The 18948-nt window shown below is 53.3% G+C and carries 15 protein-coding genes; 5 read left to right on the top strand and 10 right to left on the bottom strand.

What is annotated here, in order from left to right; translation table 11 throughout:
- Window positions 1–103 precede the first annotated feature (103 nt).
- From cphA to BST81_RS01820, 4 genes are all read left to right on the top strand, one after another.
- The gene (gene cphA / locus BST81_RS01835) at window positions 104–2854 is read left to right on the top strand and encodes a cyanophycin synthetase (RefSeq protein WP_075596839.1); all 2751 of its coding nucleotides are present in this window, start codon (window positions 104–106) and stop codon (window positions 2852–2854) included.
- A gap of 78 nt (window positions 2855–2932) precedes the next feature.
- Window positions 2933–3523, top strand: a complete 591-nt coding sequence (leuD, locus tag BST81_RS01830; protein WP_075596838.1) for a 3-isopropylmalate dehydratase small subunit — start codon at window positions 2933–2935, stop codon at window positions 3521–3523.
- Between the two features lie 349 nt (window positions 3524–3872).
- Window positions 3873–4268: a hypothetical protein gene (locus BST81_RS01825; protein WP_171974631.1), complete on the top strand. Its 396-nt coding sequence runs from the start codon at window positions 3873–3875 to the stop codon at window positions 4266–4268.
- 77 nt (window positions 4269–4345) lie between these two features.
- Window positions 4346–5935: a glycoside hydrolase family 57 protein gene (locus BST81_RS01820; RefSeq protein ID WP_075596836.1), complete on the top strand. Its 1590-nt coding sequence runs from the start codon at window positions 4346–4348 to the stop codon at window positions 5933–5935.
- A 107-nt stretch (window positions 5936–6042) separates the two neighbouring features.
- Here the strand turns inward: BST81_RS01820 and BST81_RS01815 are convergent, their stop codons facing one another.
- Both BST81_RS01815 and BST81_RS01810 read right to left on the bottom strand, forming a co-directional pair.
- Window positions 6043–6879, bottom strand: a complete 837-nt coding sequence (locus tag BST81_RS01815) for a Tab2/Atab2 family RNA-binding protein (protein WP_075596835.1) — start codon at window positions 6877–6879, stop codon at window positions 6043–6045.
- 50 nt (window positions 6880–6929) lie between these two features.
- On the bottom strand, window positions 6930–9710 hold the full coding sequence (locus BST81_RS01810; protein ID WP_083636576.1) for a CHAT domain-containing protein: 2781 nt from the start codon (window positions 9708–9710) through the stop codon (window positions 6930–6932).
- A gap of 101 nt (window positions 9711–9811) precedes the next feature.
- Here BST81_RS01810 and BST81_RS01805 point away from each other — a divergent pair, with 101 nt between their 5' ends.
- Window positions 9812–10228 (top strand): thioesterase family protein, encoded by a 417-nt coding sequence (locus BST81_RS01805; protein ID WP_075596833.1) that lies wholly within the window; start codon window positions 9812–9814, stop codon window positions 10226–10228.
- Window positions 10229–10259: 31 nt separating this feature from the next.
- On the opposite strand, the gene mnmE is transcribed toward BST81_RS01805, so the two are convergent.
- From mnmE to tuf, 8 genes are all read right to left on the bottom strand, one after another.
- Window positions 10260–11636: a tRNA uridine-5-carboxymethylaminomethyl(34) synthesis GTPase MnmE gene (mnmE, locus tag BST81_RS01800; protein ID WP_075596832.1), complete on the bottom strand. Its 1377-nt coding sequence runs from the start codon at window positions 11634–11636 to the stop codon at window positions 10260–10262.
- 39 nt (window positions 11637–11675) lie between these two features.
- Window positions 11676–13121, bottom strand: coding sequence for an LCP family protein (locus BST81_RS01795; RefSeq protein WP_075596831.1), 1446 nt, complete (start codon window positions 13119–13121; stop codon window positions 11676–11678).
- Between the two features lie 455 nt (window positions 13122–13576).
- A complete protein-coding gene (locus tag BST81_RS01785; protein ID WP_075596829.1) occupies window positions 13577–14074 on the bottom strand; it encodes a DUF427 domain-containing protein in 498 nt (165 codons plus the stop codon).
- Window positions 14071–14907 carry a tetratricopeptide repeat protein gene (locus tag BST81_RS01780; RefSeq protein WP_075596828.1) on the bottom strand — a complete coding sequence of 279 codons (837 nt, stop codon included), beginning with the start codon at window positions 14905–14907 and terminating at the stop codon, window positions 14071–14073. Before BST81_RS01780 ends, BST81_RS01785 begins: the two co-directional genes overlap by 4 nt.
- 4 nt (window positions 14908–14911) lie before the next feature.
- Window positions 14912–15466: a cyclic nucleotide-binding domain-containing protein gene (locus BST81_RS01775; RefSeq protein ID WP_075596827.1), complete on the bottom strand. Its 555-nt coding sequence runs from the start codon at window positions 15464–15466 to the stop codon at window positions 14912–14914.
- 129 nt (window positions 15467–15595) lie between these two features.
- The gene (locus BST81_RS01770; protein ID WP_075596826.1) at window positions 15596–17164 is read right to left on the bottom strand and encodes an FAD-dependent oxidoreductase; all 1569 of its coding nucleotides are present in this window, start codon (window positions 17162–17164) and stop codon (window positions 15596–15598) included.
- Window positions 17165–17315: 151 nt separating this feature from the next.
- Window positions 17316–17624: a 30S ribosomal protein S10 gene (gene rpsJ / locus BST81_RS01765; RefSeq protein ID WP_253188049.1), complete on the bottom strand. Its 309-nt coding sequence runs from the start codon at window positions 17622–17624 to the stop codon at window positions 17316–17318.
- 91 nt (window positions 17625–17715) lie between these two features.
- Window positions 17716–18948, bottom strand: coding sequence for an elongation factor Tu (tuf, locus tag BST81_RS01760; protein WP_075596824.1), 1233 nt, complete (start codon window positions 18946–18948; stop codon window positions 17716–17718).

Below are 18948 nucleotides of genomic sequence, written 5' to 3'. Positions count from 1 at the left end.
TTCAAATCAATTAGTTATCACCTGAAGTTTGTCTCTGCAATTGCATACTGATACCACTGGTTTAACTGTGCATCTTGCTTATTAATCTGCCTGCGGTGTTGTTATGAAGATACTCAAAATCCAGACGCTACGCGGTCCTAATTATTGGAGCATTCGCCGTCAAAAATTAATTGTGATGCGCCTGGATCTGGAGGATCTGGCTGAAACACCATCCAATCAGGTTTCTGGATTTTATGAGGGGTTGACAGGCGCTTTACCCAGCCTGGTAGAGCATTTCTGTTCGCCCGGTTGTCGTGGTGGCTTTTTAAGCCGGGTTCGAGAAGGCACCATGATGGGTCATATCATTGAGCATATTGCCCTAGAACTACAGTCTCTGGCTGGCATGGATGTGGGTTTTGGTCGGACGCGCGAGACTTCCACCCCTGGCATCTATCAGGTTGTTTTCGAGTATCGGGATGAGCAGGCTGGTCGCTACGCGGCCAGAGCAGCCGTCCGCCTTTGCCAGAGTATTGTGGATACGGGGGTCTATCCCCAGGCTGAACTGGAGCAAGATCTGAAAGATTTGCAGGATTTCTGGACGAATGCGGCTCTGGGACCCAGTACGGAAACGATCGTGAAGGAGGCCGAAGCCCGTGGAATTCCCTGGCTGCCCCTGAGCGCCCGTTCCCTGATTCAATTGGGCTATGGTGTGCACCAGAAGCGCATGCAGGCTACCCTGAGCGATCGCACAGGCATCCTGGGGGTGGAACTGGCCAGCGACAAGGAAGGGACCAAGCAGATTCTGCGAGATGCGGGTATCCCAGTTCCCAGAGGTACGGTGGTCTACTATCTAGATGACCTGGAGGCCGCGATCGAGGAAGTCGGCGGTTATCCGATCGTGATTAAACCCCTGGACGGCAACCATGGTCGAGGGATTACCATTAACATCGACTCCTGGGCCATGGCTGAAATAGCCTATGATGTGGCGCGGGAAGTGTCACGGGCGGTCATTGTAGAGCGGTTCTACCAGGGCCGAGATCACCGGGTCCTGGTGGTTAACGGCAAGGTGGTTGCAGTGGCTGAGAGGGTGCCAGCCCATGTCGTGGGAGATGGCCGTTCCACGATCTCTGAACTGATTGAACTGACCAATCAGGATCCGAATCGGGGCGAAGGGCATGACAATGTGTTGACCAAAATCACCGTCGATCGCCACGCGATGCAGTTGCTAGAGCGTCAGAGTTACACCCTCGACTCGGTGCTCCCCCAAGGGGAAATCTGCTATCTGCGAGCTACAGCCAATCTGAGCACCGGGGGCATTGCAGTCGATCGCACGGATGACATTCACCCAGAAAATATCTGGATCGCGGAACGGGTTGTCAAAACGATCGGCCTGGATATTGCGGGCCTGGATGTGGTGACTTCTGATATTTCCAAGCCCCTGCGGGAAACGGGGGGGGTGATTGTAGAGGTGAATGCTGCACCTGGATTCCGCATGCACGTCAGCCCCAGTCAGGGAATTCCCCGGAATGTGGCTGAACCAGTTCTGAACATGCTGTTCCCGCCCGGAACCCCCAGTCGTATCCCCATCATCGCTGTCACGGGAACGAATGGAAAAACCACCACTACTCGATTGATTGCCCATATCTTCAAACAAACCCAGAAAGTGGTGGGCTATACCACTACAGATGGTATTTATATCAATGATTATCTGGTCGAGAAGGGAGATACCACCGGTCCCCAGAGTGCCCAAGTGATTCTGCGCGATCCCACAGTCGAGGTGGCCGTGCTGGAGTCTGCTCGAGGGGGAATCTTGCGATCGGGTCTGGGATTCGACACCTGTGATATTGGCCTGGTGCTAAATGTGGCCGCTGATCACCTGGGGATTGGGGATATTGATACGGTGGAACAGTTGGCCAATTTGAAGAGTGTGGTGGCCGAGTCAGCCATGCCCAATGGCTATGCCATTCTCAACGCCGATGATCCCCTAGTGGTTGCGATGGCCGAGCGGGTCAGCGCTCAGGTCGCTTACTTTGCCATGGACGCCGAAAATCCCATTGTGCGGGAACATACCCGCCGGGGTGGGCTGGCTGCCATTTATGAGAATGGCTATCTGTCAATTCTCAAGGGTGATTGGACCCTGCGGATCGAACAGGCCGTGAATGTTCCCCTGACCATGGGGGGTAAGGCTCCCTTCATGATCGCCAATGCTCTGGCGGCCAGTCTGGCTGCCTTCGCCCATGGGGTAAGGATTGAGGATATCCGGGCAGCGCTGATCAGTTTTGTAGCCTCTGTCGGGCAGACCCCAGGTCGGATGAATCTGTTCAATCTGGGCCAGTATCACGCCTTGGTGGATTATGCCCACAACCCGGCTAGCTATGAAGCTCTGGGGGCGTTCATCCGGAATTGGCCTGGAAAGCGCATTGGTGTCGTTGGTGGCCCGGGCGATCGACGGGATACGGATTTTGTGAAATTAGGAGTGCTTTCCGCCCAGATCTTCGATGACTTGATTGTTAAAGAAGATGATGATACCCGTGGCCGTCCCCGTGGGGATGCAGCTCGCCTGATCGCAGAGGGGATTGAGCAAGCAGATGTGGCTTTTCGCTATCAAACGATCCTGGATGAAACCACAGCCATTAAGGCGGGTTTGGATAGTGCCAGCCCCGGTAGCCTGGTCGTGATTTTGCCGGAAAGCGTCAGTCGTGCGATCGAGCTGATCAAGGCCCGTTGTCCCATGGAATCAGACAATATGCCTATCCCCGCCCTAGAGGCGAATGGGAGTGAGATCAATTCCTCGAATGGCTATCAGACATCTCCTGTAATGGAAGTTGCAACCGTTACAGAGGTTTCCTCTTCCGAATCCTTGAGCCCGATGTAGGATAGAAACACCCAAACAGAGGTTATAGGGCAGTACCCCCCAGGGAGCCACTGCCTGGGAATTTTATTTGAGAATGTCATGAGTCAAGTCAAGTCCATTTCAGGCCAGGGGATTCCCCTGGTGGGTAATGATATTGATACCGATCGGATTATTCCGGCCCGGTTTCTCCGTTGCGTGACCTTTGATGGGCTGGGAGCCCAGGTTTTCGCAGACGATCGGATCCAGGCTCAGGGACAACATCCCTTCGACTTGCCCCAGTATCAAGGAGCCAAAATCCTGATTGTCAACGCGAACTTTGGTTGCGGCTCCTCCCGAGAGCATGCCCCTCAGGCAATCGCCCGCTGGGGTATTCAGGCGATCGTTGGCGAGAGCTTTGCTGAGATTTTCTTTGGTAACTGTGTGGCGATGGGACTGCCTTGCGTCACGGCTGATCCGGAAGATATTCGGCGTTTGCAAAGTGCCGTAGTAGCCCAGCCTCAGATCCAATTACAGCTTGATCTGGATGCCCAGGAACTGACCTGGGCGGGTTCCATAGTACTTATTTCCATGGCAGAAGGTCCACGCCAGATGTTAATGACAGGCACCTGGGATGCCTGTGGGCAACTGGTCGCTCAGGTTGAACAGATTAGATCGACTGCAGCGAAACTGCCCTACGTCCAGTGGGCCTGACCTATCCCTTGGACATTCATGAGAGGCAATGGAGTGAAGCTACAACACAGGGGAGTTACCATATCGTTCCTTAGGATCGAAAACTAAATAAAGTAGGGGTTTGGGGGCAACGCCCCTGCACCACAATTGTTCGTCTTATTTAATTCGTGATCCTTAATATTGTGAATAGATCGGGTGAGTGAGGGTGGAGGGGGTTTTGCTTTAGAGTGCTGGCGAAAATCTGTCTCTTTTCTTTATCCTCTCCTTGCAGGACAAGCTAATGGTGCATGATCTGTATTCAGCAACCCCATTTTTCCTACTCCTATGTTTGCTGATCAGTTGTTCCAGGCTAGAGCAAGATCGATATCCTTTGCAGACGCTTGACTCACCCAATTCCCCTACGGTCAGCATCAGTCACCCTCCTGAGCAGCCCTCTCGATCGTCTGCAGCAGCGGAAAGCCCCCATCCTCCGGGGCAGACAACCCAGCATCCAACTGAGGAGCCACCCCAAAAATCTGCCATCCCGGTCAAGCAGATCTATCCCAATCGAGTGGTGAACAACTTTTTAGCTGCCTGTACCTCAGGCCATGAGAAAGCTCTGAAAAAGGTCTGTATCTGCGCCCTGGAGGGAATTCAAAGGCAGTATTCCTTGCAAGCGTTTATTCAGCTTGATCAGGCGATGAAGCGAGGGAGTCGCCTGCCTGAAGACATTTTTAAGATAGTTGAAACTTGTAAAGAGCCAGAAAAAAAGTCAGACAAGGATTAACAGTCGGAGCAGACAATTTCGCTTTACAATTTCTTAAGACTATTTTCTAAACCCCATCTACGAGACCTTTAACTCCTATGAGTCTTGGATATCTTGCCCTGGTGCTGCATGCTCACCTTCCCTTCGTTCGGCATCCGGAAAGTGATTACGTTTTGGAAGAGGAGTGGTTGTTCGAAGCGATTACCGAAACCTACATTCCACTCCTCTGGGTCTTTGAAGGGTTAAAGCGGGATGGGATTGATTTCAAAATTACGATGAGCATGACCCCGCCCCTGGTGTCCATGTTGCGGGACCCACTGCTGCAAGATCGATATGATGCCCATCTGGCTCAGCTCGAAGAGCTGACCGAAATGGAGATTGAACACAACCAGTTCAATGGCCATATCAAGTATCTGGCAGAGTTCTACGCTCAGGAATTTAATCGGGTCCGACAAACCTGGGAGCAGTACGATCGGGATCTGGTCAAAGCCTTCAAGCAATTCCTGGACAGTAATAACCTCGAGATCATTACCTGCGGCGCAACCCACGGCTATTTGCCGTTGATGAAAATGTATCCTCAGGCCGTTTGGGCCCAGGTTCAGGTAGCAGTGGAAAGCTACGAGGAGAATTTCGGGCGTCCTCCCAAGGGGATCTGGTTGCCAGAATGTGCTTACTACGAAGGGCTGGAGCGGATGCTGGCCGATGCTGGCTTGCGTTATTTCCTGACGGATGGCCATGGGATTCTCTATGCTCGACCCCGCCCCCGGTTTGGCACCTATGCTCCCATTTTTACCGAAAGCGGTGTGGCAGCCTTTGGACGGGATCACGAATCCTCTCAGCAGGTCTGGTCCTCGGAAGTGGGCTATCCCGGTGCTGCCGAATACCGGGAGTTTTACAAAGACCTGGGTTGGGAAGCCGATTATGAGTACATCAAGCCCTATATCATGCCCAACGGCCAGCGGAAAAATGTTGGGATCAAGTACCACAAAATTACAGGCCGGGGTTTAGGTTTAGGGGATAAGGCCCTCTACGACCCCTATTGGGCCAGGGAAAAAGCCGCTGAACATGCGGGTAACTTCATGTTCAACCGGGAACGTCAGGTGCAGCACCTGCATGGGATTATGCAGCGTAAACCGATCGTCGTTTCCCCCTATGATGCTGAGCTCTTTGGGCACTGGTGGTACGAAGGCCCCTGGTTCATCGACTATCTGTTCCGCAAGTCCTGGTATGACCAGGGCAGCTATGAGATGACCCACCTGGCAGATTATCTGCGGAACAATCCGACCCAACAGGTTTGTCGCCCTTCCCAGTCTAGCTGGGGGTACAAGGGTTTCCACGAATATTGGTTGAATGAAACCAATGCCTGGATTTATCCCCATCTGCACATGGCTGCTGAGCGGATGATTGAGCTGGGTCGCCGCGAACCTGCCGATGAGCTGGAATGGCGAGCCCTGAACCAGGCAGCACGGGAATTGCTCCTGGCTCAATCCTCGGACTGGGCGTTCATCATGCGAACCGGGACCATGGTTCCCTATGCCGTGCGGCGCACCCGATCGCACCTGATGCGGTTCAACAAACTATACGAAGAACTGAACCAGGGCAAGGTAGATTCTGGTTGGTTGGAGAAGGTGGAAGCGATCGACAACATCTTCCCCAACATTAATTACCGGGTGTACCGCCCCATGTAAAATCGCCCCATGTAAAATCGCCCCATGTAAAATCGCCCCATGCAAAACCGTGGAATCCCATACTGGTTTTACATCCACGTAGAGACGCGATGATCGCGTTCGCGTCTCTACGTGGGATATTCCCGTAATAACCAAAACCCGGTATAGGTCATGCCGGAATCGTCAGGTTGCACCAACAGGAAATGCAACCCCCGGCTAGCCTGTTTGCGGTTTTCGTATTGGGTGGCCACCGATCGCACTTCCGAGTCCTCGAAGGTAGCAACAATCCAGCGATCGACCAGCCCGGCTTCCAGCACCAATCCATCCGGGGCTCCTGCTAAAAAGTTCAGACTGTAGGGGTGGGAGGCTTCCAGCCAGCGGGCCAGACGCATAGATTGGCGACCCCCATCAATCACAATCCCCGGCACAGCCAGATCGGAGGCCAGCCCCAGGTTGAGGGGCAGAAATTCTGCAGGCAAGTCCAGAATGGGAATGGGACGCTCTTTGAATACCTCTGCAATTCCACTGGCAGCCAGGGTGGCAAATCGCCAGCGATCGCCCCAGAGATTTTCGGGCAAAGGCAGGGGCGGGGGTCTATCCAGATTCAGGGGCTGATAGGGTTGCCCGTTGTATTCGGGCAGGGAGGGATAATCCTGAGATCGACGCTCCAGCCACTGGTGTAACGCTGGGGTGTGGCGAGTGGCTTCCACAACAATCCCCAGGGACTGACAGGCTGTTTCCAGCAAGTTCAGGGTCTGGGGTCGAAAGACCTGGATGCGCTCTGGGAGAGAGGCTGCGAGTTTTATAAGTTCATCTTTGAGCCAGTCGGCGGTGGCTTCAGCTTGGGGACACAGGACAGAGGCTTTCAGATTGCCCTCCTGATCGCAAATCAACAGCTCCCACAGGGCTTGATCCAGTTCATTCTTGAGGGGACGCCGGTAAAAATCAGCCTGCCAGATGGTCATACTTGAGTATCAACAGAGGAGACGTGGGACGGAGATAGTCCCACCTGATTTTATTCTGCTTCACCGATCGCCATAAAAGCAGCCCAGATCGTCGGATTGGGATGGTTTTGTTTGGTGGCCAGCATTGCCTGCCGCAGTGCCGTTGCTTTGTCTTGCCCCTGATTCAGATTGCGGTAGAACTGGGTCATCAATTCTGCTGTGGGGGCATCAGGAACCTTCCATAACGAAACGATGACGGTGGGCACCCCCGCTGTGATCAGGGCACGGGATAAGCCTATCACCCCATCTCCAGTAATTTTCCCCTGGCCAGTATCACAAGCACTCAAGACCACCAGTTCTGCCTGCAGATTCATTTCCAGGAGTTCGCTAGCTGTGAGTAATCCTTCATTGAGGACATTGGTATCCGGAGCTAGGGCAATGGCTCCCGGGATGCCCAGCCCACCGAAATCATCCAGTAAGCCATGGGTCGCTAAATGGATAATCCGGGCCTGGGGCATGCGTTGGCGCACGGCTGCTTTAGTCGCTTGTGGGCCGATCAGGGCAGAAGTGTCTAACAGCTTCGCGATCGCGATCGCCTCCTGCTCTGCGCCAGGGAGAGCGGCCAGTTGTTTGGGTGGTTCGTCTACTTTAAACTGCACAATGGGCATTGTGGGATTACCCACCACCAGCACGGCATTCCCCGATGGTAACGTTGCAGATCTTGTCATCCGCTGCCGTTGCTGGTGCGTCAGTTGTAAGACCTGAATCGAGGGGGCGATCGAAATTGTGTGCTGCTCAATCAGATATTTGCCCTGTCCATTCTGCAAAGCCGCAAAGGGGATCAGAAATAGCTCTCGATGGGGGACAAAGATGACGTGGTCTTTGGGGTCTTTGGGTAAGAGATCCCCGATCGGTTCGATCAGGAGCCGGTGCAGGCGGCGCAGATACTGATTCTTCACGGTTAGATCGGGAGGGGCACCAAACTGCCGATCGCCTTGAGTCACGTTAAAGACGAAACCACCTCTGGAGGCGATCGCCTGCTCACAGACCAATAGGCCCAGACAGCGCGTGCTGGCAACCAGGGTGGTCAAGGTCTGCTTTTCCTGCTGTAACTCCTTCAAGTCAACTTGTCTAGCCGAGACTCGACCTTGAGGCGAAACCACCCAAATGACCAGTTGCTTGTCCTGAATATTGGCATACTCCACCAGGGTTGCGTTTTGCTCCCTGGCCACCTGTTGGATCGCCGCAATTTTGATTGGGGACAGTGTCATTGCCTCTGCTCCCAGCCCCCGTTTCGCCACCAAGGTGGCAAAGGCCCTGGCCCTGGCCCGTTCCGCGACCTCCAGGGCAGCCTCCACTTTTTTCTGCCCCAGCAACACCCGTTGTAGCAGGCTGTAAGGTTCAGCCTGATTGTAAGTATCAGCCAGGGAAACCTGTTGTAAATCTTGTAATCCCTGCCGTTGCGTTTCCAGAATCTCAATTGCGGTCACCAGAGGTTCTTCTGCTGCCGCAAGTTTGCCCATTCTCAGGAGGATGTCTCCCAGATTACCGAGGGCTAACCCTTCTAATCTTTGATTTTTGAGCTCACGGGCGATCGTCAGGCTTTGTTGCACGGACTGGATCGCTGCCGGATAGTTCCCCATTTCCCCATAGGTGCTGCTCGAATTCAACAGCAGAGCCGATTCAATCAAACGGTTATTCAGTTGACGGGTAGCGGTCAGGGCCTCCTGATTAAATTGTATTGCTTTGGCATAATCCCCCATCTCCCGGTAGGTATCTCCCAAGGTCGCCAGGGGTATTCCTTCATTGAATCCAGTTAAGGGGGAATTGCTACCGGGCAAGGAGGGGGCTTCTGCCTGACGACCTTTCAGTTCACGGGCAATCACCAGGCTCTGTTGGTAGAACTGAATTGCTACAGCATATTCTTTCCGAGTTTTATAGGCACTGCCTAAACCAAAGAGGGCTGCCCCAGCAAACATTTTGCCCTGGTAGTCCTGGCGTTGCTTCATCTGAGTCAGAACCTGGTTATACAGGTAAATTGCTCGATCGTAGTCCCCCAAAGTCGCGTAGGTATTGGCCAAAGAAGCCAGAACCATCCCCTCATACTCCTGGTTCTGGAGTTCGCGAAGGATGCTCAGGCTCTGTTCACTGTATTGAATCCCTTTGGCATAGTTACCTGCGGTATTGTAAGCAGCGCCTAGCCCAAAGAGGACAATCCACTCCAGTTGAGGATTTTTTAGCTCACGCACGAGTGGGAGTGCCTGTTCCAGAGTTTGAATCCCTTTGGCGGCCTCGCCAGAATTAGCTTCTTGCCCTGCCTGGAGCAGTAATTGGATCACCTGTGCTTGCTGTGATGCTGGGTCAGCGGGGATGATGTTTTCGGAAGCTGCCCCTCTGGCGGCAGGGTGCCCCTGGGCTTTAGATAGCAAGGCTGTCGCTGCAGTCTGCAGTTGACTATCCCCTATCCTCTGAGCCCGCTTGAAAGCCCGTTGAGCATACTTGGCTGCAGTCGCATCGTCTTTCAGCTTCAGGTAAGCCTCCGCCAGGGCGATGAGGGTTTGGGCTTCTCCCCGCTCATTGTCCGTTTGCTGAAAAATCACCAGGGCCTGTTGTTCCAGTTGAATGCCAGGCTGGATATTACCGGCATTCACCATCTGGATACCCTGTTCCAGGAGTTGACTGGCTTTGCCCTGCTGGAACGGCTCACTGACTTGAACCATCTGGAAGGGCGAGGAGGTCAGATCGGAAGCTAGGGCCGTTCCCGCACAGCCCCAAGCAGTGAGTAGTCCAATCAGCACAGAAAACCCAGAATGAGCCTGCATCTGGAGCGTTGAAGCGCGAGAGAATCTCATCGGCTAACCTGAAAATCATTATTCAGATTTTAAGTCTCACTTAGAGAGAAAAATAATTAATAATGCTCAGGCATAAACTTGCTGCCTAAACTCATAAAACCATGCCATTTATCTATCAGCGCACGATTCACTTTCAAGAAACTGATGCAGCGGGGGTCGTTTACTTTGCCAATCTGCCGATTGTTTGCCATGAAGCCTATGAAGCGTCACTGGCCGAGACAGGAATTAGCTTGAGAACTTTTTTTAATAATTCTGGGCTGGCGGTGCCCCTGACCCATGTGCAGGTGGATTTCTTCCGGCCCCTCTATTGCGGCGATCGCATCCAGATTAGCCTGACTCCCAAGCAATTGACCGAGAGCAAGTTTGAAATTACCTATGACCTTTCCCTGGTTGAGGTAGATGCCTCACTGATCAGCAAGGCGCTTACCCGTCACGCTTGTATCCATCCGGGCGATCGGACGAAAATTCCCATCCCGCCTTTCCTGATGCAGTGGTTGGAACGGTTTACCCATCTATAGCGGTGTTGTAGGCAACCCCTGTGTGCTGCTGTTATTTCCCAATGCAAAATCGGCTGAAAATATTATCCAGAACAGATTCCGTGACCTCCTGGCCCGTAATCTCTCCAAGGGCATGAATGGCAGCCCGCAGATCGATCGTCCAGAAATCCAGCGGCAACCCCTCTCCCATCGTTACCTGTACTTGCTCCAGCGCCACTCTGGCCTGCGTCAGTGCCGCTGCCTGCCGTTGATTGATGGCCAGGTCCAGATTGGCGGCCTGCAGGTCCCCAGTGGCTACTGTGGCCAGGATTGCCTGCTCCAGGTCAGTGATGCCCTGATGCTGGGCAGCAGCGGTCTGAACCACTTGTCCTACGGCTACTGGCACTTTAATTTGGGGATCCCCATCCAGATCTACCTTATTCACTACCAGAATCAGAGGCCGGTGACAAACCTGCTCATAGATGGCCTGATCAGCTGCAGTCCAACCGGCCTGAGCCTCGATCGTCAGCAACACCAGATCCGCCGTCTGGGCCACGGCACGGGAGCGTTCCACCCCGATCTGCTCGACCTGATCCTCAGTCTCCCGAATCCCTGCTGTATCCAGCACCTGCACCGGAATTCCTCCAACCACCAATTGGGACTCCACCACATCCCGAGTCGTCCCTGGTAAAGCGGTGACAATGGCCCGATCGCTGCGACTCCAGGCATTCAGCAGGCTGGATTTCCCCACGTTGGGCCGCCCTACGATCGCCACCTTCAAGCCCGTCCGAAGCAACGCTCCCCGATCGGCAGTGGCCAGCACTTGAGTGACTTCGGCCAAGACCTGATTCAGTCGAGCCTGAATGTTGGGTTCATCCAGCGGCGGCAAATCCTCCTCAAAATCAATGCGGGCTTCAATTTCCGTCAAGATATCCAGGCAGGTTGCCCGCAGACTGCGGATGGAGTGGGCCAGTTTACCTTGCAAACCAGCCAGGGCTGTCTGGGCCGCCTGGGGGGATTGGGCCCCGACCAGATCGGCAATGCTCTCAGCCTGGGTCAGATCCAAGCGTCCATTTAGAAAAGCCCGTAAAGTAAATTCTCCCGGTTGAGCCAACCGCGCTCCCTGCTCCAGGCAAAGCTGCAACACCTGCTGCACCACCATAATGCCCCCATGGCACTGAAACTCCACCACATCTTCGCGGGTGTAGGAGCGGGGAGCCTGCATAATCAGGAGCAGGGCTTCATCCAGGATCTGACCCGTTTGGGGATGGCAAATCTGACCGTAGAGAATGCGGTGGCTTTCCCAGAGTTGGCGACCCGGAGCCCGAAATAACGTTCGAGCGATTGTCACCGCGTTGGGACCAGACACCCGTACAATCCCCACACTCCCCTGCTGGGGCACTATAGCCGTGGCAATGGCCGCGATCGTTCCACTTAAAACCTGGGACATGGGAATTTAGACCAAAAGGCTAATGTCCCAATTTTAAGCTTATGGATTACGAGAGCCTTGAGGCACAGTCCGCCGCAGTATATCCTGACCCAGTTGAATTGTGATGTCGGATTGGAGGTTGCCGGTACTTTCTGTCCTGACTTCTCCAAAGCCCAGTGCGCGACGCAGCGCTTCAGCATCCTCAACGGACCCTTGCTGAGCCACAATGCGCGTTTGAACCAGGGGTTCGCTCCAGGTGCGATCAATCAGGACATCGGTGTAACCAGCCTTACCCAAACTATCCATCAAAGACTGAACTGCTTTAGCCTGACCAGTACTGTCCTGAATGGCAATTTTCAGGTAAGCCGGATTCAGGGTTTGTCCAATCGTAGAGTTCTCATCCTTGAAGTATTGACCTACCATCCGATCAATTTTCTGGGGATCGGGGAGCCAGTAACTGGCCTGATACTGTGCTGGGGTGCTGAATGTACCGGGTAGCATGAGCATTTGCACATTAGACCGATTCGTCCTGGCTGCAAACCCAACCAGGGCAATCAGCTCTTCCACACTCAGATTTGTATCAATGTGAGATTGAATGATAGATAAAATCTGAGGCAGTTTGGCAATGGTCCCTGGATTCAACGCTTGCTCCATCAAAGCTCGCATAACCATCTGCTGCCGCTGGATTCTACCAATGTCTCCATTCCCGTCATAGCGGAACCTCAGAAGCTGCAGGGCTTGATCCCCATTGAGATGCTGCCGACCCGCTTTCAGATTAATGTACAGGTGCTGGCTATCGTCCTGATATTTCATGTCCTGGGGCACATAGACGGTTACCCCACCCAGCGCGTCAATCAGCTTCTCGACGCCAAATACATTAATCCGGACATAGCGATCGATGCCCACTCCACCCAACAGCTCACTGGTTGCCTTAGCACTCAAAGCTGGGCCGCCGTCCGCGTTAGCCTCGTTAATTTTGGTCACCCCATACCCCTCTACCGTAGTCCGGGTATCTCTGGGGATGGAAAGCGCTACCATCTTCTTGGTTTGAGGATTAAACCGAAGCAGCAACATCGTATCAGACAACCCTTCAAAGGAGTTAATCGTTGCCTGGTACCGCAAATTTTTGGCTTCTGGTGGCGGGTTATCCACATCCGTGGTCAGAACTTTGATCCCCAAAACCAGAATATTAACCGGGCGCGTCAATTCTGGCAGACTCAAGCCCTGATTCTTGGAAATCTGCTCATCCTGAGAGAAAATTGCTGCTTCCTTGGGGGTCAACTGTCGCTGCATCAGTGGAGTTGTGGTCATGGTGACAGCCAGCAGGGCCCCTGCTGTAGCCGATAACATAGCGACACCTGTCATGCCAAACAGGAGCCAGACCCAGTTCAGGTTCCCCCCTTTCCTGGCGGATTTCCCCCGACTGGCCTGCAGATTGCGGGGCTGAACTGCTTTGGACTTGCCTGGATTGATCGGACGGGACTTCGAAATCTTCTGAGCTGACACGAGCGGCCTCACACCAAAAAAACAGTAGGAATCACTTGAGGAAAATGAGCTGAAAAACTAGTCTGACTCAAGCTTGATAAGCTAGGCAGCATAGTAGCAGGATTTCTGGAGCTGTGCTTATAGACGTACAGATTTCCGTCTCCAAACTCTCGCCATCAGCCAGATATTAACTAGAAAATAGCCGGACGTTAGCAAGCTACTGGTCAACAGCAGGGGCAGAGAGAGAGACTCGGAAAATTGTGCCCCTGTTCCCAACAGGGTGTAACCTAAGAGCCACCCTAATGTCAATGTCACCACCAAACGGCTCAATTTCCGGCGTTCCCGGCCTCCCTGACGGCGATACAATGTCCACAAAGCTGGGAAAAACCCAAATACCGGAATCAGGTACAGTAACAACTGAAGGCGTTTTACATCTGAATCGTCAAATGGATCGGGGCCTGGCCCATGTCTTCCCTTCACCAACCCCATGATCCTGGCCCTCCTTTAAATGGCCCTACGATATCTTTCGTAATCCATCCGCCGTAAAAGTTTCCCGGTTGGGGTTGTACCGTTTCTCCCTCCACCGTACAGATGTCCATCAAATGGGCATAAAAGGCAACATAATTCTGGATGGGTCGGAAAGGGGGGGTAGGGTCACTATAATACCAGGCTGCATTGGGAGCCTGCCGATCGCCCACCTTAACGGTATAATACCCGGCTCGTCCTTTCCACTCACAAAAGGAAGAAGCCTGAGCCACTGGGATTAGATACTCTTGGTGGATATTTTCCAGAGGCAGGTAGTAGACCGGCGGATGACTGGTTTCCAGCACCCGCATCGCGCTGTGGGTATCTGCAATTATCACCTGATTGAAGATAATCTGGATGTGTTTTGAGGTACTTTCCAGGCGAGGAGGACGGGGATAATCCCAGACAGACTCCTGACCTGGACCCGGTTCAATTCTTTGTGGCATCATTTCTCACCCTCTTGCTTGATCTGATGAAGTAACCGTTGAATCGCGATCGCATCTTCTGCCTCAGGCACGGAGGCCAGATAGGTTTCCAAATCCTCTACTGCATCCTGCCATTGATGCAATTGGTAAGCAATTAGCCCCCGATCTCGATATTCGATCGGAGCCTGGGGCAGGAGCCACAAAATTCGATCAATGGCGGCCACCGCTTTCTGGAGTTGCCCCCGGTTCAGGTAAATCATTTTTAGATTGGTCAGCATTCGGGCCAGAAACCGGCGTGTACTGATGGGCGCTAATAGCGTTGGCATAGTCTCCAGGGACACAGGCTGGCCAAAGAGCTCGCTCAGGCGTGCCTGACAATCCTGGACAAACAGCGTTTCCCCCCCATGAAAGGCATCTACGTACAACTCCATCTCGGCGACCTGAGGGCGAATCAAGAAGTGTCCTGGCATCCCAATCCCGACCATGGGAAAATCGACTCGCCGGGCAATTTCCATATACACCAGGGCCAGGGTAATCGGAATACCCGTCCGGCGATCCATAACATCATTGAGAAAACTATTACACGGATCGTAATAGTCCGTTGTGTTGCCTTTGAACCGCAGGTGCTGATACAGATACTGATTCAGCACCTGGATCACTCGCAGGGGATACCGCTCCTGAGGCAAACGACTCTGAACCTCTAGTGCCAACTGATCCAACAGCCTGAGATAGTCGGCTACAGAGAGTTCTGGATATTCCTCCTGGGCAATATAGAGAGCTGCTTCTGCCAGGTCGATTTGATCATCAGGCACCGAAGTCGCCCCCTGAAACGCCTGTCGCGCAGGAACAAGATCCATAGAGCTAAGATTTCGGGCTAATACTACGTAGCCGTCGTAATAACCAATCGAAACGAGCACCCGCCAACGTCAGATTATCCAGCATATTAGGATTGGGCTCGTTCTCCTTGCCACTGGGATTCTCCAGCGGAGAATCTTTGCCATAGCCCAACCGACTCACCGTTCCTCGCAGGCGATCGGACAGGAAAATGGCCAAGGCTCGGTAAAATCTGGAGGCAAACCCCACATCTTGCTGCAATTTGGCCGCTAACTGTTGCCTGGGGATAGAAATCACCAGAGAGTCCTCGATGGCTTTCACCGTCGCTGAAGGAGGACGGGCATCGACGAAAGACATTTCTCCGACCACTTCGCCTGTGGACAGTCGGGCCACTTCCTTGCCGCCTAAGCTTTCTACCAGAACCTTCAGAGTTCCACTCAAGACGATATAAAGCGCGTCGATCGGTTGCCCTTCCTGGATTAACACAGTTCCGGCTGAAATTTCTTCAGTGGCTGCCGTGTCAATCATCCAATCGATGTCATCGTCACTCAGTTCTCCCAGGATAAAGAGTACTTTTTTCATGTCCCGGCTGCTCTCAAAAAGTTAGTCATGGCTGTCAGAGAGATAGGTCTGTCCCTGTCTAACCGGATAGATTACCCATGGATTATCCACGCCCCTTGCCAGAACTCTACCGTGACTTCTGGTTTATTTTCAATCCTGGATACGACTGGATGAGCCTCGATAGTCATTGCCACTACCATATCGAAGGGCCTGTATCCGCGCTCTCCAGAAGTACTGTTGAGTTGGAGACAGAGCCTTAAGCTTCGGTTCAAAAAACAGGCTGAGTGGGTAAACAGCAGTATAAGCTCCCAGTGCCAGATAATGACCCATCCAGTCTAATAAAATTCTTAAGCTCACGTGGGGGATAATCTGCAAAACCAGGCCAGGGTACCTCAGGGACACCTGTAAAAGGGTCAGGGAAAGGGCAGGAAATTGCACAACATCTTGCAGAAAAGGTTTGAGGGTCCTATCCCCAAGACGGCTCATCACCTGAAACACACCAGATAGCAGTTGATTAATCTGATCTGGAGGCAGGGACTGGGTTAACTCCACCCTCATCGCCCGTTGAAATAGCCAGGTTACAGTCAGGTTGGGCTGGTAGGGTTGCAGGCATGAAAGGGCCGCCCGATCGAGCAAATCCTGTTTTAGCGCATCGTCCACCCCTTCAGTCAGTCGTTGCAGATGGCGCACCATGGCCCCAAACCCCCCGAAGCTGAGCGGCGACTGGTTGCCGCTGCTATCTCCCACATGCAAGATCCGGTTCCAGGCAGACCGTAACGGGCTCTGGCGATAACAGGGAAAGCATCCAAACAGGGCTCGCCGAAACTGCAACTGGTCCAGAGCAACACCTTGATACTCTGGCAGGAGTTGCAGGTAATCCTCATACAGGGCAGCCAGATCTGGGCGATCGGGATGGGCATCCCCATAGGTAAACAGATAAGTCGTGCGACCGTCCCTGGCTGGGAAAGCCTCCCAGAAATACTGGTACTGTTGCTGAATCGAGGTAAAGGAAACCATTAAATCCCCGCTCTGGTTCACCGGATACCCCTGGGCACAACTGCCCACCACCAGACACACCCCATCTGGGCGCTCTCCCTGGCGAGCCTGACGGGCGATCGGGGAGAAATGCCCCATGGCATCAATCAGCAAACGGGTTTTCAGCCCAGCAGCACCGACAATCCTGACCCCATCTGGATGCACGATCGCCCCTGCAAAAGCAGTGTGCTCCAGCAGCGTTCCCCCCCAGGCCAAAAACCGGGACTTCAGGCAATCCAGCAGGAACAATGGATCGACCCCTACATTCAACACATCCCGGACCCAGAACTCTGGTCCTCCCTTAAAGGCAATCCGGGCCGGGTTATATTCTGTGACGATCGCCTGCTCCAGTTCTGCTACCGACAGCAAACCCAGATCCACAAATACCTGTAGCTCATGGCGGGAGATATTCCACTCCTGCTCGCGGCCCCGCAAGACCCCCCGTTCCAGCAGAGCAGTTCGCCAGCCTCGCTGGGCCAGAACAGCCCCAAGGAAGATTCCCAAAGTTCCCCCACAAATGACCACATCCCAATCTGCTTCCCCCAGGGGGTCCTGGGCTTGGTGAATCACAGATGGCAGCGGCAAGGTGCCATCCCGCAGCGATCGCCAAACCTGATCGGCCTGATGTAATCCCTGCAAAGGATCTCCAGGCATCTGAGCCAGAATGGTTTCTGTCAGTGTCATAGTAGTTCTGTCATCGGTAGCCGAGATAACAAGCCCCAAGCTGCAGAAGCAGGATGACAACAAAACCCAGTTCATAGCAGATATCCTGCGTCAAACAGCAGCAGGCGAGGCCATCAACCGGGCTTCAGGATTACGATCCTACGATACAAACTTAGAGCTTAACTTCGATATCTACTCCAGCAGGCAGATCCAGTTTCATCAGGGCATCGATCGTCCGAGAAGAGGGCTGGTAAATATCAATCAAGCGGTGGTGAGTCCGAGTTTCAAAGTGTTCGCGGGAATCTTTGTCCACGTGAGGAGAACGCAGAACACAATAGATCCGACGCTTTGTCGGTAAAGGAATAGGGCCAATAGCAGTGGCGTTCGTGCGCTTGGCCGTATCCACAATCTTTTCACAGGAGGTATCCAGAAGACGGCGGTCAAATGCTTTCAGGCGAATGCGAATTTTTTGCTGCTGAATCGTTGCCATAGGAATTTAGTATCCAATTTTCAAGGTTCAAGGTTGATTCGTTGAGACGCAATTAATCGCGTCTCAACGATTTATTCGATAGCTATTTCAGGATCTTGGAAACAACGCCCGAGCCGATGGTCCGGCCTCCTTCACGGATAGCGAAACGCATTTGCTGCTCAATGGCGATCGGCTTGATCAGCTCTACGGTCATCTTGATGCGGTCCCCAGGCATAATCATTTCAGCTTCTTTCCCGTCATCACTGGTGAAAGCTTTGATTACACCGGTTACATCTGTGGTCCGAACATAGAATTGGGGCTTGTAGCCTGAGAAGAAGGGCGTCTTCCGACCACCCTCTTTATCGGTCAGGACATAAACCTCAGCTTCAAATTCAGTGTGAGGGGTAATGCTGCCAGGCTTGGCCAGCACCATACCCCGCTCAATGTCTTCCTTCTTGAGACCGCGCAACAGCAGCCCCACGTTGTCACCCGCCATCCCTTCATCCAGGGTCTTCTGGAACATTTCCACACCCGTGACAATAGTCTTACGAGTGTTGCGGATCCCAACCACTTCAATTTCTTCACTGATGCGGACCTTGCCCCGCTCAATCCGGCCTGTGGCAACCGTACCCCGTCCAGAGATAGAGAACACGTCTTCAACCGCCATCAGGAAAGGCTTATCGATATCCCGCTCAGGGGTGGGGATGTAATCATCCACGGCATCCATCAAAGCCCAGATCTTATCAACCCAGGGATCGTCACCCCGCTTGGTTTTGGGGTTTGCAGTCATGGCTTCAACGGCCTTCAGGGCAGAACCTCGAACGATAGGAATATTATCGCCATCGAAGTCGTACTGGGAGAGAAGTTCCCGCACTTCCAGTTCCACCAGTTCTACCAGTTCGTCTTCCCCTTCCATCTGGTCTTCCTTGTTCAGGAAAACCACTAGGTTGGGTACACCCACCTGACGGGCCAACAGAATATGCTCGCGGGTCTGAGGCTCAGGGCCATCAGCCGCAGAAACCAGGAGGATCGCGCCATCCATTTGGGCTGCTCCCGTGATCATGTTTTTCACGTAGTCAGCGTGGCCTGGACAATCCACGTGGGCATAGTGCCGCTTATCGGTCTGGTATTCGACGTGAGCGGTGTTGATGGTGATACCCCGTGCCTTTTCTTCGGGTGCGGCATCAATCTCATCGTACTTCCGAGCTGCTGCCTGACCGGCTGCTGCCAGAGACATGGTAATTGCAGCAGTCAGGGTTGTTTTACCGTGGTCCACGTGACCGATCGTACCGATATTAACGTGGGGTTTAGTCCGTTCAAACTTTGCGCGTGCCAT

This window comes from Leptolyngbya sp. 'hensonii' (assembly GCF_001939115.1).
GTDB lineage: Bacteria > Cyanobacteriota > Cyanobacteriia.
The sequence above is the reverse complement of the archived record's forward strand: the minus strand, read 5'-3'. Positions and strand labels throughout refer to the sequence as shown.